The following is a 13,637-nucleotide window of genomic DNA, read 5'->3' as shown; positions in this document are numbered from 1 at the left end:
CTTGATTGCCCTGCAAAAGTGTATGCATGAGCGAATGAATTCGCTCCCACGGGGTTTGCACCAACGCGATCCTGTGGGACCGGATTCATCCGGGAAGGCGGCATTCCTGACGATAAAGAGGTTGTGGATGTAACGGCCTCTTCGCGAATGAATTCGCTCCCACGGGGTATGTGCCAACCTCAAATCCAACGCGATCCCTGTGGGACCGGATTCATCCGGGAAGGCGGCATTTCTGACGATGAAGAAAGCTATGGCTCTGAGGGGGACGCAGCTGCACGCCCCCTCCTTTCCAATTAAAAGAAAAAAGCGCCAGTGCAAGATACATCCTGCACTGGCGCCTTTAACCGATGGAAAGACTTCAGCTACGAACCCGGAGTTTGTCTGGATCGTACGCCACGGTACTGGCAGCCACGTGCGCGCGAATACGCTTTTGCTGACCATCAAGTTTGCCGACCTCCACGGTCGTCCCCGGTTCGCAATACCCAACATCCAGTCGGCATAGCGCGATGTTGCGCCCCAGCACCGCAGAGCGCGTCGCGCTGGTGATCACCCCTACCTGAGCTCTTCCCACCCGCACGCAATCGCCATGTGCCGCCACTTCATTGCCTTCCAGCACCAGTCCCACCAGCTTGTGTCGAGGCTGAGCGGTACGCCGCAACAGCGCTTCGCGACCAATGAAATCGGCGGTTTTGCTTTTGAGTGGCACGCAAAACCCAATCCCTGCTTCAAACGGATCGGTCTGGTCGTCGAACTCGTAACCAGCAAATACCAGCCCGGCCTCGATGCGCAGCATGTCCAGGGCTTCAAGCCCCAGTGGCACCAACCCCAAGGGTTTGCCAAGCGCCCAGAGCCGTTCCCAGACTTGCATCGCGTGATCGGGGTGGCACCAGATTTCAAAACCCAGTTCGCCGGTGTAACCAGTACGCGAAACCATCAGCGCCGGGCCGTTATGGTCATCGAGGCGTCCAGTCAGAAAACGGAACCAGCCAAGTTCTTCCAGGGCAGGCTGGGTGCCTGGTGTCCAGATCATCTGCTTGAGCAATTCACGGCTCAGCGGGCCTTGCACCGCGACGTTGCTAATCTGTTCGGAAGCGCTCTTGATCCACACTTTCATGCCGAGTTTTTCGGCCTGCTCGCGCAGCCATACACCGGCATGGTCTTCGCCGCCGATCCAGCGAAACGCATCCTGGCCCAGTCGCAGTAAAGTGCCGTCATCGAGCATGCCACCATGCTCGTAACACATCGCTGAATACACCACCTGGCCGATGGCAAGTTTGCGTACGTCACGGGTCAGGCAATAGTCGAGCAACGCTTCGGCATCCGGGCCAAGCACTTCGAATTTGCGCAGCGCCGAAAGGTCCATCACGGCTACCCGTTCACGGCAGCCGTGGTATTCCTCAAGGGCGCCGTAGCCATCAAAGCGGCTTGGGGTCCAGAAGCCACGATAGTCGGTGAACTGTCGGGTCAGGCTTGAAGTGCCCGCATGAAAACCGCTTTTGCGGGTCAGCACCGGGTCGGCGTCAGCTGTCTGTCGTGTGGTCATGGCGATACTGAAACGCTCCTTTTCGGAATACACGCGAACATGAATATCGGTGGGCTGCCAGCCATTGGCCGGGTCGATGTCATCCGGGCAACTGCTACTGGCGCAGAGCAGATCGGTCATAGCCTTGAGCAACACGTAATCACCGGGACGAGACCATGGCTCATCGAGGGTCAGGTGCTGATGGGCATCGATGCCGGTATTGAAGAAGAAGTTGATCGCAGGCCACCCCGCCCGCCCCTGTACACCATGCGCGGCCAGCACGCGGCTGATGTTATCGCTGCAGTTTTCGTGGCCAAAGTAGCCCTGGGATTCGTAATAGCGTGCGGTGCAGGCCAAGGCAAAGGTGTCATGGCGGCCGACCGTGTCACGCACCACTTCCAGCATCGGTTGCAGGTTGCGGTCGAAGAAACGGCTGAACAGGCCTGGCCCCGGATAGGCGCTGCCGTTGAGGGTGCGGGTGACCGTGGGGTCCAGGTCAATTTCTCGGCCGACATCCAGCCCGCGCCGATCGAAGGCGACAAAGTCAGAGCACTGGCGTCCGGCGACGTCAATTACCTGAATGAACTGACCCGCGCCCACTCGATAGTCCCGCGCGGTACCCGGCGTAATGGTGAACTCGTCAATGACCTCACCCAAAGGCGCTGGCAGCGGTGGCACCCACAATGCTGTCGGATTGGCCCGTTCAATGATCAGACGCAACTCGCTGGCCCTGCCCTGTTCATCCACCGATGCGCGCCCACCCGGTGCGGCGACCACCACCAACAGATCGGCACTGGCGGTCATTGCGCGGCTGAAGCCTGCCGGTGTGGCGCTCGGCCAGAGGCTGCACGCATCCGCGAGATGACGGCAATCCACCCCGCGCTGCGTCAGGCCCGCCACAGCATGCTGCGCCTCACGACTGGACTGGCCAAGGCTCTGGCCGATAAAGCGTGCCCCGGGAGTACGTTGCAAACCCAACGCCGAGAGCGCTTCGCGGCCATCGGCGAGAAAGGCCAGCAATTCAGCGGCCTGGTCACCTTCAAGATCAATGACCTGCAAGCGATCCCCAGCCTGCAAGGCAATCACCGTCAACCCACCCGGCGCAACCCGGTGGCGCTCGTAACCAGGCGTGCGGGCAAACAAGGCCGGCTCCAGGGGCCGGCTTGTGACAGGAAGATTCATGGCAACCTCAACCTGCAGATTTCAGGCGATCAAAACCATCGCTGGCCAGATAGGTCTCTAACGAATCGTCCAGCGCGTCGAGCCAGGGGGTGTGGTGAACGGTGGCCAGCGTACCGGTGATCAGCGAGCGATAGCAGTTGTTGCGATAGCCCATGATGTCTTCGTACTTGTCTTTCTTCCATTGCAGGAAGGTCTGATTCACCTGCGAGATATCGAAACTGGGGTAGTCAGTGGCTTCGATCAATTGGCGGATGTATTCGCCCTGAAATTCGAACATCTGTTGCGCGGTTTCAAGGGTTTCTTCCTCACGGCGCCAAGCCAGGTTTTCCGCCTCCATGTGGGCTTTATCCGGTAAATCGATGCACCCCAGAATGACATCGCGGGCGTACCAGGCCTGGGCGTCGAACATATTGAAGCTGTACCACTGGTCCTGCATGCCCAGGTAGATCAGCCGCGGGTTGGCTTCCCAGAAAATGCCTTTGTACAGGTTCAGCGGCCACAGGCGGTTGCCCGTTTTGAGGCGCAGCTCTTCGGGCAGAAAAGCAAAATGATGTTTGTAGCCGGTGCACAGAATCACCGCATCGACTGCTTTACTCGTGCCGTCGACAAAGAAGGCGCGATTGCCCTGCACATGAGTCAGCAGTGGCTTCTCTTCCCAATTCTCCGGCCAGTGATAACCCATCGGTGCACTGCGATAGCTGCTGGTGATGGTCCGCGCGCCGTACTTGTAGCACTGCGAGCCAATGTCTTCGGCCGAATAACTACTGCCGACGATCAAGACGTCCTTGTCTTTGAATTCCAAAGCATCGCGGAAATCGTGCGCATGCAGCACGCGCCCGGCGAAGCTCTCGAAACCCGGAAAATGCGGCACATTGGGTGTGGAGAAATGCCCACTCGCGACCACCACATAATCGAAGACTTCGCTGCTGGTCAGGTCGCTACTGTGATCATGAACGGTGACAGTGAACCGCTCCTGTACCTCGTCAAAACTCACGCTGCGCACCACCGTGTTGAAACGGATATAGTCACGCACACCGGCTTTTTCGACCCGGCCCTTGATGTAATCCCAGAGCACCTCGCGCGGCGGATAAGAGCCGATGGGACGGCCAAAATGCTCGTCGAAACTGTAGTCGGCAAACTCCAGGCACTCTTTTGGGCCGTTCGACCACAGATAGCGGTACATGCTGCCGTGAACCGGTTCACCATGCTCATCCAGCCCGGTGCGCCAGGTGTAATTCCACATACCGCCCCAGTCAGCCTGCTTCTCGTAGCAGACCAGTTCGGGGGCCTGCTCCGACGTGCATGCACCCGACTCCACGGCCGACTGAAAGGCCCGCAACTGAGCCAGTCCGCAGGGGCCCGCACCAATAATCGCGACTCGTTTTTTCATGTTCGATTCTCCGCAATGAGAAAAGCTCGATGCCTCACAGGCAGTACAAGCGGCTGGCAACCAAGGCGTTGCGTATCAGGCAGGTGACGAACATCGGGGGCTCATCGGAAGATCACCGTCTTGTCGTGGTTGATGAATACGCGATGTTCCAGGTGGTATTTGAGGGCCCGCGACAGCGCCACGGTCTCCGTATCCCGGCCGATGGCGACGAGGTCGTTCGGGCTGTGGTCATGCTCGACCCGTTGCACCTGCTGCTCGATGATCGGCCCCTCGTCGAGGTCGCCGGTGACGTAATGCGCCGTTGCGCCGATCAGTTTTACGCCCCGTGCATAAGCCTGGTGATAGGGCCTGGCGCCCTTGAAGCCGGGTAAAAACGAGTGGTGAATATTGATCGCCCGCCCGGCGAGCTTGTGACACAAATCATCGGACAGAATCTGCATATAGCGCGCAAGCACCACCAGGTCGGTCCCGGTCTGCTCGATGATGCTCATCAACTCGGCTTCCTGCTGCGCCTTGGTGTCAGGCGTGACGGGCAGATACACGAAGCGGATGCCCTCGCGCTCAGCCATCGGCCGCAGGTCCAGGTGGTTTGAAACTATGGCGGTGATGTGCATGCTCAACTCGCCCTTGTGGTGGCGATACAGCAGGTCAGTCAGGCAATGGTCGAACTTGCTGACCATCAGCAGCACCCGCAGCGGTTTATCGCCCGCGTGCAGCGCCCATTGCATGTCGAAGGGCATGGCAACATCGTCGAAGCCCTGGCGCAACGACTCAATATCGCCAGTGGTGCCCGCATTGAAGCGAAACACCGCCCGCATGAAAAAGCGCCCGGTGTGCTCGTCGTCGAACTGCGCCAGTTCGCTCAGGTAACAGTCGCGCTCGGCCAGGTATGTGGTCACGGCGCTAACAATGCCCGAGGTCGCCGGGCATTGGACGTTGAGTATGTAGTGGGAGGTGGACATGGCATGTTCTCTTGTCATGAAAAAATCGCGTACTCAGCCCTTGGCCGTGCGTTTTTTCTTCTCGGGGTCATCGAACGGCAAGCTGTGGCTGATTGCCTTCACGCTCAGGCTGCCCCGCACTTCCAGGGCGACGCCCTGCTCGGCAATGTGCGGCTGGACCCGGGCGATCGCCATGGATTTGCCGGTCAGACGCGAGTACATGCCGCAGGTGATCAAGCCCACCTCGCGGCCCTCGAACCACAGGGTGTCGCCACCCTGAGCCGCCACCTGACCGTCGAGCAGTACACCGAATATCTTGAAGCGCTCGGAGCCCTGGCGTCGGTAATGCTCCTCAGCCCCCCGAAACCCCTGTTTGCCGGGCGACACGGTGAAATCCAGGCCCAGTTCCCAGAGGCTGTCGCCGGCCTTCTGATCGGCAAAGGGGTACATCTGCGAGTTGTCGTAGGGGAAAAACAGCAGTGAGCTTTCGACACGCAGCCAGTCCAGTGCGGTAAAAGCGCACGGGATAATGCCCAGGTCGCGGCCCTGCTCAAGAATGCCGTCCCAGATCAGCGGGGCATCGGCAGCCTTGCAGAAAATTTCGTAGCCGCGCTCCCCTGTGTAGCCGGTGCGCGAGATCATCACCGGGCGGTCGAACAAGCGGGTTTGCAGATGGTGGAAATACGCCAGATCCCGAATACCCGGTACGTGATCGGCGAGGAAATCCACGGCCTTCGGTCCTTGCAGCGAAAGATCGTGCAGGTCGTCATCGAACAACACCGCGACCTGACGGCCCAGTGCCGAACGCACCAGCAACTCATGGCCGCTGCCCGCTCCATGCACAACCATGAAGGCATTGGGGCTGGTGCGGTACACAATGCAGTCGTCGGCAAAATTTCCGTCTTCATCAAGCATGCAGGCGTATACCGATTTGCCCGGATACAGCTTGGCGATGTCGCGGGTGGTGGCCTGCTGAAGCAGGTTTTCGGCGTGCGGGCCGACGTAATGCACCTTCTTCAGTCCCGACACGTCCATCAACCCGGCGCGGGTGCGAATGGCCTCATGGTGGTCCGCCAGATCGCTGTCGTAGGTCCAGGCGGTGGGCATGCCGTTCCAGTCTTCCAGCTGTGAGCCAAGGGCCAGATGCCGTTCGCGAAGCGCAGGGGTGCGCCATGAATGAGTCATGGAGTATTCCTCTTGGATTGAGTGAGGGTTTGAGGTCAGAGCTGGAAGTCAGGCCTGATCTCAGGTATCGAAATCAAAGCGTCGCAGCCAGTCGATCAGGACCTGCCGATAACGGGTCATGCCCTTGTAGTCGGCAATGGCCTCGGGCAAATCGCGAATCACCCGATGCATGCGCTGCGCCCAGGCCGGATTGGTGACGAGTTCGTCCATGCTGATCAAGTAGGTGCGAATGCCGAACATCAGCGCATTGGAGCGCGGCAGGCGCATCATCAGTTGCATCTCGACGCGCAGATGAACCAGTCGCCCCGCGTTTTCGGCGGTGACCTTGCCACGGTCGTTGCCCCATTCATGAAAGGTTTCCGGCGACGAATCCAGTCGCGGATTGATCGTCAACGTCCAGTTCAGGCGACGCACCGGCTGGCCGACCTGCACATTCAGCAGGTATTTCAGCGCCCGGTCGAAGATGCCCATCTGGTGCGCCATCGGTACAGGCGAGTGCCATTGTTTGAAGCTCATGCCAGCGTCGAAACGCAATGACCAGTCGGCCGGACAGGTGACCATGCCCGCGTCCATGAACAGGTCACCATCGCGCTGATCGAGCACAGCGAAGTCGCCCTGCAACTGGCGGGTGATGTACTCCAGTGGCTCGCACGGCAGGCTCGCCGGATCACCGAACGTGAAGCGCTGATCAATACCCATGGGCAGGTTCTGCCAGTGCCAGGCGTCGCCGTCGCGCTGCAGTTGAAAGTGCTGCGGATAGTCTTCAGACAGATGCTCCATAAGCACCTGCACCATGTCCCAGGCGGCCAGCGTCATATGCGGCATGACCAGACAGCGCCCAGGGTCGCGTTCCAGTACGCGGGCTCGTTCGGCGGTCTCGGACAGGTAATGTTCGTCGATGTCGAACAGGTGCTCGAAGATCGAGCCCGGATCACGGGAAATCGCAGGCTCGATGTTCACTGAATACATGTACTGGTCTTCAGGAAACGGAAACGGGAAGCGCGCGATGGCCTGCGGGCTATTGCGAAAGCTGAAGTCGTCGCAGTAGGTTTGCGGCGCTTTGAAGGCTAGGGTCATGACAAAACTCCACAATCAGATATCGAGTACCAGCGCTCTGCCGCAACTGCGCGACACACAGGGCATCAGGTGAGTGCTGCGTTCGTGGTCGCTGAGAAACAGATCACGATGCTCGACCGCGCCGTCTATATAGGCTGTCTGGCACTGCCCGCAGACCCCGCCGCGACAGAGGTTGGGCACCTCGATGCCAGCCGCTTCCAGGGCTTCTAGCAGGCTGTCCTCGGCATTGACCTTTAACTGTCGACCGCTACGTGCGAGGTGCACATCGAAGGGATTACCAGGCTCCGGGGCGGCGAACGCCTCCCAGTGCACGCGACTGGCCGGCCAGCCCAGCGCCTGGCTCTGCTCGCGCAAGGCATCGATCAACGTTTGCGGGCCACAGGCGTAAACATGTGTGCCCAGTGGGCGCTGGCTCAGCAACGTGTTCAGATCCAGTCGTCGCGTGGGGCTGGCATACACATGCAGGCGTGGCCCCAACTGCTCGCGCAACGTGTCCAGATAGGCATCGCTGATGCCGGGACGGCAGGCGTAATGCAGCTCGAAATCCTGGCCCTGACGCGTTAGCTCCGCGCAATACGCCATGAACGGCGTAATGCCGATGCCTGCGGCGATCAACAGGTGCTGGCGCGCTTTGCTGTGTACGGGAAACAGATTGGCCGGTGCCGAAATGGTCAGCCGGTCACCGACGTCCAGTTCGTCATGGATAAAGTGCGAGCCACCGCGTGACTGCGACTGACGACGCACGGCGATGCGGTAATGGCCCGTCTGAGCGGGATCACCCAGCAGCGAATAGGCATTGCGCCGACCATTGGGCAAGTGCACTTGCACATGGCTGCCCGCTGAAAACGCTGGCAACGAACCACTCAGCGGCTCCAGCAACAGTTCGCGCACCATCGGCGTCAGCAAGTGGGTTTGCGCCACTCGAACAGCAATCGTGCGGCTCATGCGCAGGCCTCCCCGTATGGTCGGTCGGCATCGGCGCAAACTCCGATATACGCGCCCAAACGCGGGGAAAAGTGCTGGCGAACTTCAAGCACTACAGCGCACTGGCAACAGGTGTGCAGTGCGGCATCAGTAGCGTCCTGCAATGTGGCACAGTGCACGCAGAACACCGAACGGTTACCGCCCTCGCCCGGTCCCGAGTTCAGGCTCAACGTGATTTCATCGGTCAGTAGCCCCGCGTCAACGGCTACCGTGCGCACCTTCCAGAGAAACGACTCATCGCCCTGCACATGCAACTGCACACCGACATGGCTGCTGCGTAAATGCTCGGCCAGTACCCGCTGTAACGTGGGCAGATCTTCCAGTTCGGGCAAGGCCAGGTGCGTCAGGCGGCGGGCTTGTGCAACCCGGTCTTGTAGCTCGGCATGAAGCTCAAGGCCTTGCGTCTGGGTCACCAGCAAATAATCACGGGACAACTGCATGGGTGGTACTGCGTCATACGTCGGCAGGCTGACAGGGCGCGACGCTGCAATCGGATTGTTCATGTCGATCCTCGTGCTGACGAGGGCGGAATTGCCCTGAGGTGTTTCCTCATGGGCAAGATAATTTCCTATGCGGCATGCACGCTCAATCCTCACGATGAGCTACTCCCAAAGGGGTAGTTGACAGTCAGAGGCATGGAATTTGCTGTCTTACAGCATTCATATCGACAAGACGGGAGGAAAAAATGCACACAATCAGCCCCGCGCCTTCGCCGTTATCGACCACCCATTCGCTGACCGAACGCGAAACGCAAACCCTCAGCCTGATCAGGGACGGCCTCAACAACAAGCAGATCGCCCGGGAGCTGGGCATCAGCGATGGCACGGTAAAGATTTATGTGCGCAACCTCCTGCGCAAGTTTGACCTGCACTCACGCCTGGAGCTGGCGTCCTGGATGCATCGTCATGAAGCGCAGCCCCAAGGGCATGACCCGATAACGCTCACTGAACAGGCCCCGCAGGCCACCACTACGATCAGTGTCAGCGGCTTGGTCAACGACTTGCCGGCGCTGATTTACAAGGGTGAAAACGCGCGCGCCTGGCGCATGCAGTACGTCAGTGAAGGCTGCCTGCACCTGACTGGCTACTCCGCCGAACAACTGACTCGCGAACAAAGCTATGGCGCATTGATTCTTGAGGAATACAGCGACTATGTCTGGTACTGCGTGCAATGCGCACTGCTCAAGCGTGAGCCATTTCAGCTGAAATACCGGATATGTTGTGCCGATGGCCGAATCAAGGAAGTGTGTGAAACCGGCGTCGGGCTGTACTCGAGTAGCGGCGAGATCCTGGGCCTTGAAGGGGTGATATTCGAGGTGGGTGCATAAGGTCTGTACCCTTCGATATTTCAGGTGTTCCGTAATTTATTCGGCGCCTTTCCCTTCCTTCATCAAACAACATGCAAACGCTGGATTGAAATACGTTTTCTGTAGGAGCTGCCGAAGGCTGCGAAGCACCTTGTCCTGACACACCGCGATCGCAGCCTTCGGCAGCTCCTACAAGTCCTATGTTCACCGCGAGACAGCGCGGCGCCTGGACGACGTATAAATCAATAGCACACCTGTGCTATCGAAAATCATCTGCAGGTCAATTACTGTTTTTCAACTGAACCAGATTGCAGGTTCATTGAATAGAGTCATTGCCATGCTACGTACCACGGCGTTTTCTTCGCTGATGCTCACAGCGTTTGCTTCGGCATTTGCCCAGACGGCTTGCCCGGGCGGTGTTGCTCCCGGCAGCCCTCAGTGCGGGCCGGACTCTGGGACATCAAGGGCCGATTCGGCTCCTGCTCGTCCCACCGGCGAATGGATCAAGACCTGGGGGGCGATTGCAATGTCTCGCTCCACAGGCGAAGTAGGAACCGTTGTTGGCAAACTATCCGAGGGCGATGCGAAGATCTCTGCCATCAAACAATGTGCAAAGGGCGGAGCAAATGATTGTGCCGTTCAGCTGTTTTATCGGAATCAATGCGCTGCGCTCGCTGCGTCTCAGGTGGACACTTTTTTCCAGTCGTCTCCAATCCAACAGCTTGCAGAGAGTGGCGTGAAAAAGGTGTGTGATGAGAGTGGCGGAGGGACATGCAAGGTCTTGTACTCAGAGTGTACCGAACCGCTGTTCAGAAAATACTGAAGTCGGAACCGGCTTATCCTTGGTCACCGATGTTCATCGCGAGTTTCATTCCCCTTGAATAACCGTTATTTCACGCAGAGCGCAATGTTCGTGCGCGCAGCATGGATCACGCTCAAATAATCGTCGACGACGGCAGGTGACATGTCCTGGGTAATTGCATCATCTGCCATCGCAGCATCCTGGCGATATTTCGACAGCGTCGCCAGGCATCCAGCTTTATCCTTCAATTTGTACTGCGTGAGCGCATAGTCATTGCGCAGACCGCCCTCATCCATCAATCCCATTGTGCCGAGGCACTCACGATAAACAGGCGCCAGGGTCGTCTCGGCCTGGGCGTATTTTTTCTCCTCGTAGAGCTTTTTGAACAGTCGGCGCGTCTTGTCCAGCGCGGGTTGAGCGCAGCAGGCCGGCACATAGCGGTAATCACCTTCGAAACTGCCATTGCTGCCGCAATACTCGCGACACTGCTCTTTTGTAGAGGTACTCACCACTAACCCGTTGGGCGCGATGGTCAGTTCCAGTGAACATTGGCTCGGGGCATCGCCTTCGTAAACTACCGCGCTTCCTCCCGGATTCAACCGGCCGGAAAACGTGCAGCCACTACCGGCGTTTTCGGTGTCCAGTGAGAAAGTCTGGCTACCCTTCACTCCAGCGGAGCCAATGACCAGTTGCCCCCAACCACCCTCAGTCGCATAAGTGCCCGCTTTTAGCGGTGATTGTTGCGCCATGGTTGATGCAGGCAACATCAAAGAGGTAAAACAAAAAGCAGCACAGCAAATATTAATAGCTCGCTTCATCGCTACGCCCTTATGGAGGATTGAGCCCATTTACTGCCACCGCGGATAATATGCATAGGGACCTGAAACTGCCCCACTGCGTAAATAAACAACATCGAGTTTGGCGCTCCGCAACGTTTCGACAGGCGCACATGACACTTCCTGGCTCTTGGTGAGCGCCGTTTTTTTCTAGTAACCAACTTACGGACTGCAGTCGATAAATCAATAGCACACCTGTGCTATCGAAAATCATCAGCAGGTCAATTACTGTTTCCCGCTGGACAGGTATTTAAAGGTTCGTCGAGGTCGAGTGATCAATATGATTCGTGCCACGTTATTTTCACTGTTGGTACTCGCTGTCTCTACTCCGGCCTTTTCGCAGACGGCTTGCCCAAGCGGCGTCGCCCCTGGCAGCCCTCAGTGCGGACCTGACTCGGGGACCTCACGAGCGAACTCCGCGCCTTCACGGCCAACCGGGGAATGGATTAAAACCTGGGGAGCGATTTCTGGATCGGATAGTCGTGGGGAAGCATGGACTTCCATTGGACGACTGTCGAAAGCTGAAGCTGAAGAGCAAGCGCTTGACCAATGCAAGGCCGCAGGAGCGTCGGACTGCATTGTGACGTTAGCGTATCAAAATCAGTGCGTATCGATGGCCTCCCCTCCTGGTTCCGGGCGCAGCGCTACTAACAGTGCAAAGAGCAAAGAAATTTCCAATCAAGACGCGCTGGCCAAGTGTCAGGAAGTAAATGGGCAAGCCTGTGAAGTTATCTATAGCGCATGCACAGATCCGATATTTAAAAAGTTCTGATGATCATGGCAGCCGTGACAGCGCATAACAGCCCCAAAGCAAACGAGTTCTACACGCTGATGCCCGACATCCGAAGTAACTGGGGGCCCTACGGCGTCATCTTTTCGAATGAACGCGAGTTACTGACACCGCCGCGCCGTATCCTGCGGCCCCCTGAAGGTGGTTTCCCGCCGCTACGCCAGATACCGCAGCTTGAATATGACCCCAGGAAAGGCAAAATGCCGCGCGACCTTGAAGGCATATTCAGCGGCTACTGGCTGGTTTCAGAGCGGCTGAAGAAGGTCTTCGAAGAGATAGATCCACTGGCCTTTGAGTTTGCCGAATGCACATTCCATTTGCCCGATGGCTCGGTGGGGCCCACTTATTTCCTTTGTGACATCGTGCGCGTTCTTGATGCGGTAGATGAAGAAGCTTCCAGGTTAAACGTCGAGATCAGCGATGAATTCGTGAATGGAAAATTCTATAACCTCTGCGGCGGCGCGAGGCTCGCTTTCCATCAAAGCGTCGTCGGTTCGGCGCAGATTTTCCGCGTCCCCTACTCCGGCCGTCTGGTTGTCTGCGATAAAGCATTTCGGGATGCGGTTCGACAGGCCGGGATTGGCGCCAAGAGTCACTCTGACGGGCTGTGGTTCGAAGATGCTGCCAATCTGTAGGCCGAAGCAAACACTCGTGGCTGGTACAAATCTTGTGGCCCCCGGTGTCCATGGCACCACACTGTCGTGCAGCAAACGGAGACTTGTAGGAGCGCGCTTGCCCGCGATGGCATCTGGTCAGGCAACACATTTTTCGCTGACGCACCGAATCGCGGGCAAGCGCGCTCCTACGGGTAAAATCAAACTAAATCAGTCGCTTATAATTGTTAATCAGGGCAAATTCATTCGCGAACAGGCGGGTGCATTCACAACATCCTTATCATCAGGACTACCGACCTCCCGGATAAATCCGCTCCGATGAACGCGCCATGATTAATTCACGCTGAGGAGTCAGCCATGCAGTTGTCCCCCTCGTTGAAGTCCTTGATACCGGAATGCAGGCAATGGCTTGATCGGGCCCGGACCTCGGGCGATATCGACCGCTACACCAGTGCCGTGGAAGCTCATCTTTCAGCTCCCGGCCGCCTTAGCCCCAAGGTCGGAACACAGCTTGGACGAATCAGCCACTTTTGGAGCGTCGCCGCCTGCGACGCCTACTTTCGGGCGGATCTGGATGAACTTGCCTGTTTTTTCAGGTGGACGATTGAAAGCCGTGCGCTGTTGCTGCGCTGGGATGCGGTACACAGTCAGCTGCGTCCACAGCTTGGCAACTGGCCCCAGGAGTACTCAGACAGCCTGCGTGCTGCAGGCCCCACAGTCTTGTCTCAGTGGGATACAGGCAAGACCGCCGCGCAGCGCTTTCTGGAAATGGCGGAGAAAGACGCACGACTCAATCTGTTCCCTCAGTCACGTCGAATCGCCCACAACACCCACGATGTGTTTTTAACGTTCCTGTTCTGCGACGCCTATGCAGTGTCGACCCTGTTTGAGCCACGCAAGCGGATCTTCCAACGGGTCACGTACTGGTTGATGGGCCGTGGTCGGTGATAAAGGAACTGCCTTGCGCTACGCCGCACCCTCTTATCGCGGCTGTTCTGAAACGCGTAA

13 protein-coding genes are annotated in these 13,637 nt (G+C 58.0%); 5 read left to right on the top strand and 8 right to left on the bottom strand.

Annotation, left to right across the window (positions count from 1 at the left end):
- Nucleotides 1-358: 358 nt before the first annotated feature.
- The 7 genes from K3169_RS15430 to K3169_RS15400 form a co-directional block, all read right to left on the bottom strand.
- Nucleotides 359-2,704: a DUF1989 domain-containing protein gene (locus K3169_RS15430; RefSeq protein WP_263267087.1), complete on the bottom strand. Its 2,346-nt coding sequence runs from the start codon at nucleotides 2,702-2,704 to the stop codon at nucleotides 359-361.
- Nucleotides 2,705-2,711: 7 nt separating this feature from the next.
- Nucleotides 2,712-4,094 carry an NAD(P)-binding domain-containing protein gene (locus K3169_RS15425; RefSeq protein WP_263267086.1) on the bottom strand — a complete coding sequence of 461 codons (1,383 nt, stop codon included), beginning with the start codon at nucleotides 4,092-4,094 and terminating at the stop codon, nucleotides 2,712-2,714.
- A 101-nt stretch (nucleotides 4,095-4,195) separates the two neighbouring features.
- The gene (gene purU, locus K3169_RS15420; RefSeq protein ID WP_263267085.1) at nucleotides 4,196-5,056 is read right to left on the bottom strand and encodes a formyltetrahydrofolate deformylase; all 861 of its coding nucleotides are present in this window, start codon (nucleotides 5,054-5,056) and stop codon (nucleotides 4,196-4,198) included.
- Between the two features lie 33 nt (nucleotides 5,057-5,089).
- On the bottom strand, nucleotides 5,090-6,220 hold the full coding sequence (locus tag K3169_RS15415; RefSeq protein WP_255881932.1) for an aminomethyltransferase family protein: 1,131 nt from the start codon (nucleotides 6,218-6,220) through the stop codon (nucleotides 5,090-5,092).
- Between the two features lie 60 nt (nucleotides 6,221-6,280).
- A complete protein-coding gene (locus K3169_RS15410) occupies nucleotides 6,281-7,297 on the bottom strand; it encodes a heme-dependent oxidative N-demethylase family protein (RefSeq protein WP_263267084.1) in 1,017 nt (338 codons plus the stop codon).
- A gap of 15 nt (nucleotides 7,298-7,312) precedes the next feature.
- Nucleotides 7,313-8,242, bottom strand: coding sequence for a PDR/VanB family oxidoreductase (locus K3169_RS15405; RefSeq protein WP_263267083.1), 930 nt, complete (start codon nucleotides 8,240-8,242; stop codon nucleotides 7,313-7,315).
- Nucleotides 8,239-8,784: a dimethylamine monooxygenase subunit DmmA family protein gene (locus tag K3169_RS15400; RefSeq protein WP_263267082.1), complete on the bottom strand. Its 546-nt coding sequence runs from the start codon at nucleotides 8,782-8,784 to the stop codon at nucleotides 8,239-8,241. The genes K3169_RS15405 and K3169_RS15400 overlap by 4 nt, the downstream gene beginning before the upstream one ends.
- Nucleotides 8,785-8,966: 182 nt before the next feature.
- On the opposite strand from K3169_RS15400, the gene K3169_RS15395 reads away from it, so the two are divergent.
- Nucleotides 8,967-9,608: a LuxR C-terminal-related transcriptional regulator gene (locus K3169_RS15395; protein ID WP_231666726.1), complete on the top strand. Its 642-nt coding sequence runs from the start codon at nucleotides 8,967-8,969 to the stop codon at nucleotides 9,606-9,608.
- 316 nt (nucleotides 9,609-9,924) lie between these two features.
- Nucleotides 9,925-10,410 (top strand): DUF4189 domain-containing protein, encoded by a 486-nt coding sequence (locus K3169_RS29790; RefSeq protein ID WP_411567001.1) that lies wholly within the window; start codon nucleotides 9,925-9,927, stop codon nucleotides 10,408-10,410.
- Nucleotides 10,411-10,475: 65 nt separating this feature from the next.
- Here the strand turns inward: K3169_RS29790 and K3169_RS15390 are convergent, their stop codons facing one another.
- Nucleotides 10,476-11,237 (bottom strand): hypothetical protein, encoded by a 762-nt coding sequence (locus tag K3169_RS15390; protein WP_263267080.1) that lies wholly within the window; start codon nucleotides 11,235-11,237, stop codon nucleotides 10,476-10,478.
- A 268-nt stretch (nucleotides 11,238-11,505) separates the two neighbouring features.
- On the opposite strand from K3169_RS15390, the gene K3169_RS29785 reads away from it, so the two are divergent.
- The 3 genes from K3169_RS29785 to K3169_RS15380 all read left to right on the top strand — a co-directional run bounded on the left by K3169_RS29785 (nucleotide 11,506) and on the right by K3169_RS15380 (nucleotide 13,577).
- A complete protein-coding gene (locus K3169_RS29785; RefSeq protein ID WP_411567050.1) occupies nucleotides 11,506-11,997 on the top strand; it encodes a DUF4189 domain-containing protein in 492 nt (163 codons plus the stop codon).
- Nucleotides 11,997-12,650 carry a DUF1629 domain-containing protein gene (locus K3169_RS15385; protein WP_263267079.1) on the top strand — a complete coding sequence of 218 codons (654 nt, stop codon included), beginning with the start codon at nucleotides 11,997-11,999 and terminating at the stop codon, nucleotides 12,648-12,650. Before K3169_RS29785 ends, K3169_RS15385 begins: the two co-directional genes overlap by 1 nt.
- Before the next feature lie 336 nt (nucleotides 12,651-12,986).
- Nucleotides 12,987-13,577 carry a hypothetical protein gene (locus K3169_RS15380; RefSeq protein ID WP_263267078.1) on the top strand — a complete coding sequence of 197 codons (591 nt, stop codon included), beginning with the start codon at nucleotides 12,987-12,989 and terminating at the stop codon, nucleotides 13,575-13,577.
- Nucleotides 13,578-13,637: the final 60 nt, after the last annotated feature.

Source organism: Pseudomonas phytophila, assembly GCF_025643095.1.
Lineage (GTDB): Bacteria > Pseudomonadota > Gammaproteobacteria > Pseudomonadales > Pseudomonadaceae > Aquipseudomonas > Aquipseudomonas quasicaspiana.
The sequence above is the reverse complement of the archived record's forward strand: the minus strand, read 5'-3'. Positions and strand labels throughout refer to the sequence as shown.

Bases quoted from the DNA above. Each gene is read 5' to 3' on its own strand.
- K3169_RS15415 (WP_255881932.1), bottom strand. From the start codon at position 6,220: ATGACTCATTCATGGCGCACCCCTGCGCTTCGCGAACGGCATCTGGCC.
- K3169_RS15430 (WP_263267087.1), bottom strand. From the start codon at position 2,704: ATGAATCTTCCTGTCACAAGCCGGCCCCTGGAGCCGGCCTTGTTTGCC.
- K3169_RS29785 (WP_411567050.1), top strand. From the start codon at position 11,506: ATGATTCGTGCCACGTTATTTTCACTGTTGGTACTCGCTGTCTCTACT.
- K3169_RS15410 (WP_263267084.1), bottom strand. From the start codon at position 7,297: ATGACCCTAGCCTTCAAAGCGCCGCAAACCTACTGCGACGACTTCAGC.
- purU (WP_263267085.1), bottom strand. From the start codon at position 5,056: ATGTCCACCTCCCACTACATACTCAACGTCCAATGCCCGGCGACCTCG.
- K3169_RS15400 (WP_263267082.1), bottom strand. From the start codon at position 8,784: ATGAACAATCCGATTGCAGCGTCGCGCCCTGTCAGCCTGCCGACGTAT.
- K3169_RS15395 (WP_231666726.1), top strand. From the start codon at position 8,967: ATGCACACAATCAGCCCCGCGCCTTCGCCGTTATCGACCACCCATTCG.
- K3169_RS15380 (WP_263267078.1), top strand. From the start codon at position 12,987: ATGCAGTTGTCCCCCTCGTTGAAGTCCTTGATACCGGAATGCAGGCAA.
- K3169_RS15390 (WP_263267080.1), bottom strand. From the start codon at position 11,237: ATGGGCTCAATCCTCCATAAGGGCGTAGCGATGAAGCGAGCTATTAAT.
- K3169_RS15405 (WP_263267083.1), bottom strand. From the start codon at position 8,242: ATGAGCCGCACGATTGCTGTTCGAGTGGCGCAAACCCACTTGCTGACG.
- K3169_RS15385 (WP_263267079.1), top strand. From the start codon at position 11,997: ATGATCATGGCAGCCGTGACAGCGCATAACAGCCCCAAAGCAAACGAG.
- K3169_RS15425 (WP_263267086.1), bottom strand. From the start codon at position 4,094: ATGAAAAAACGAGTCGCGATTATTGGTGCGGGCCCCTGCGGACTGGCT.
- K3169_RS29790 (WP_411567001.1), top strand. From the start codon at position 9,925: ATGCTACGTACCACGGCGTTTTCTTCGCTGATGCTCACAGCGTTTGCT.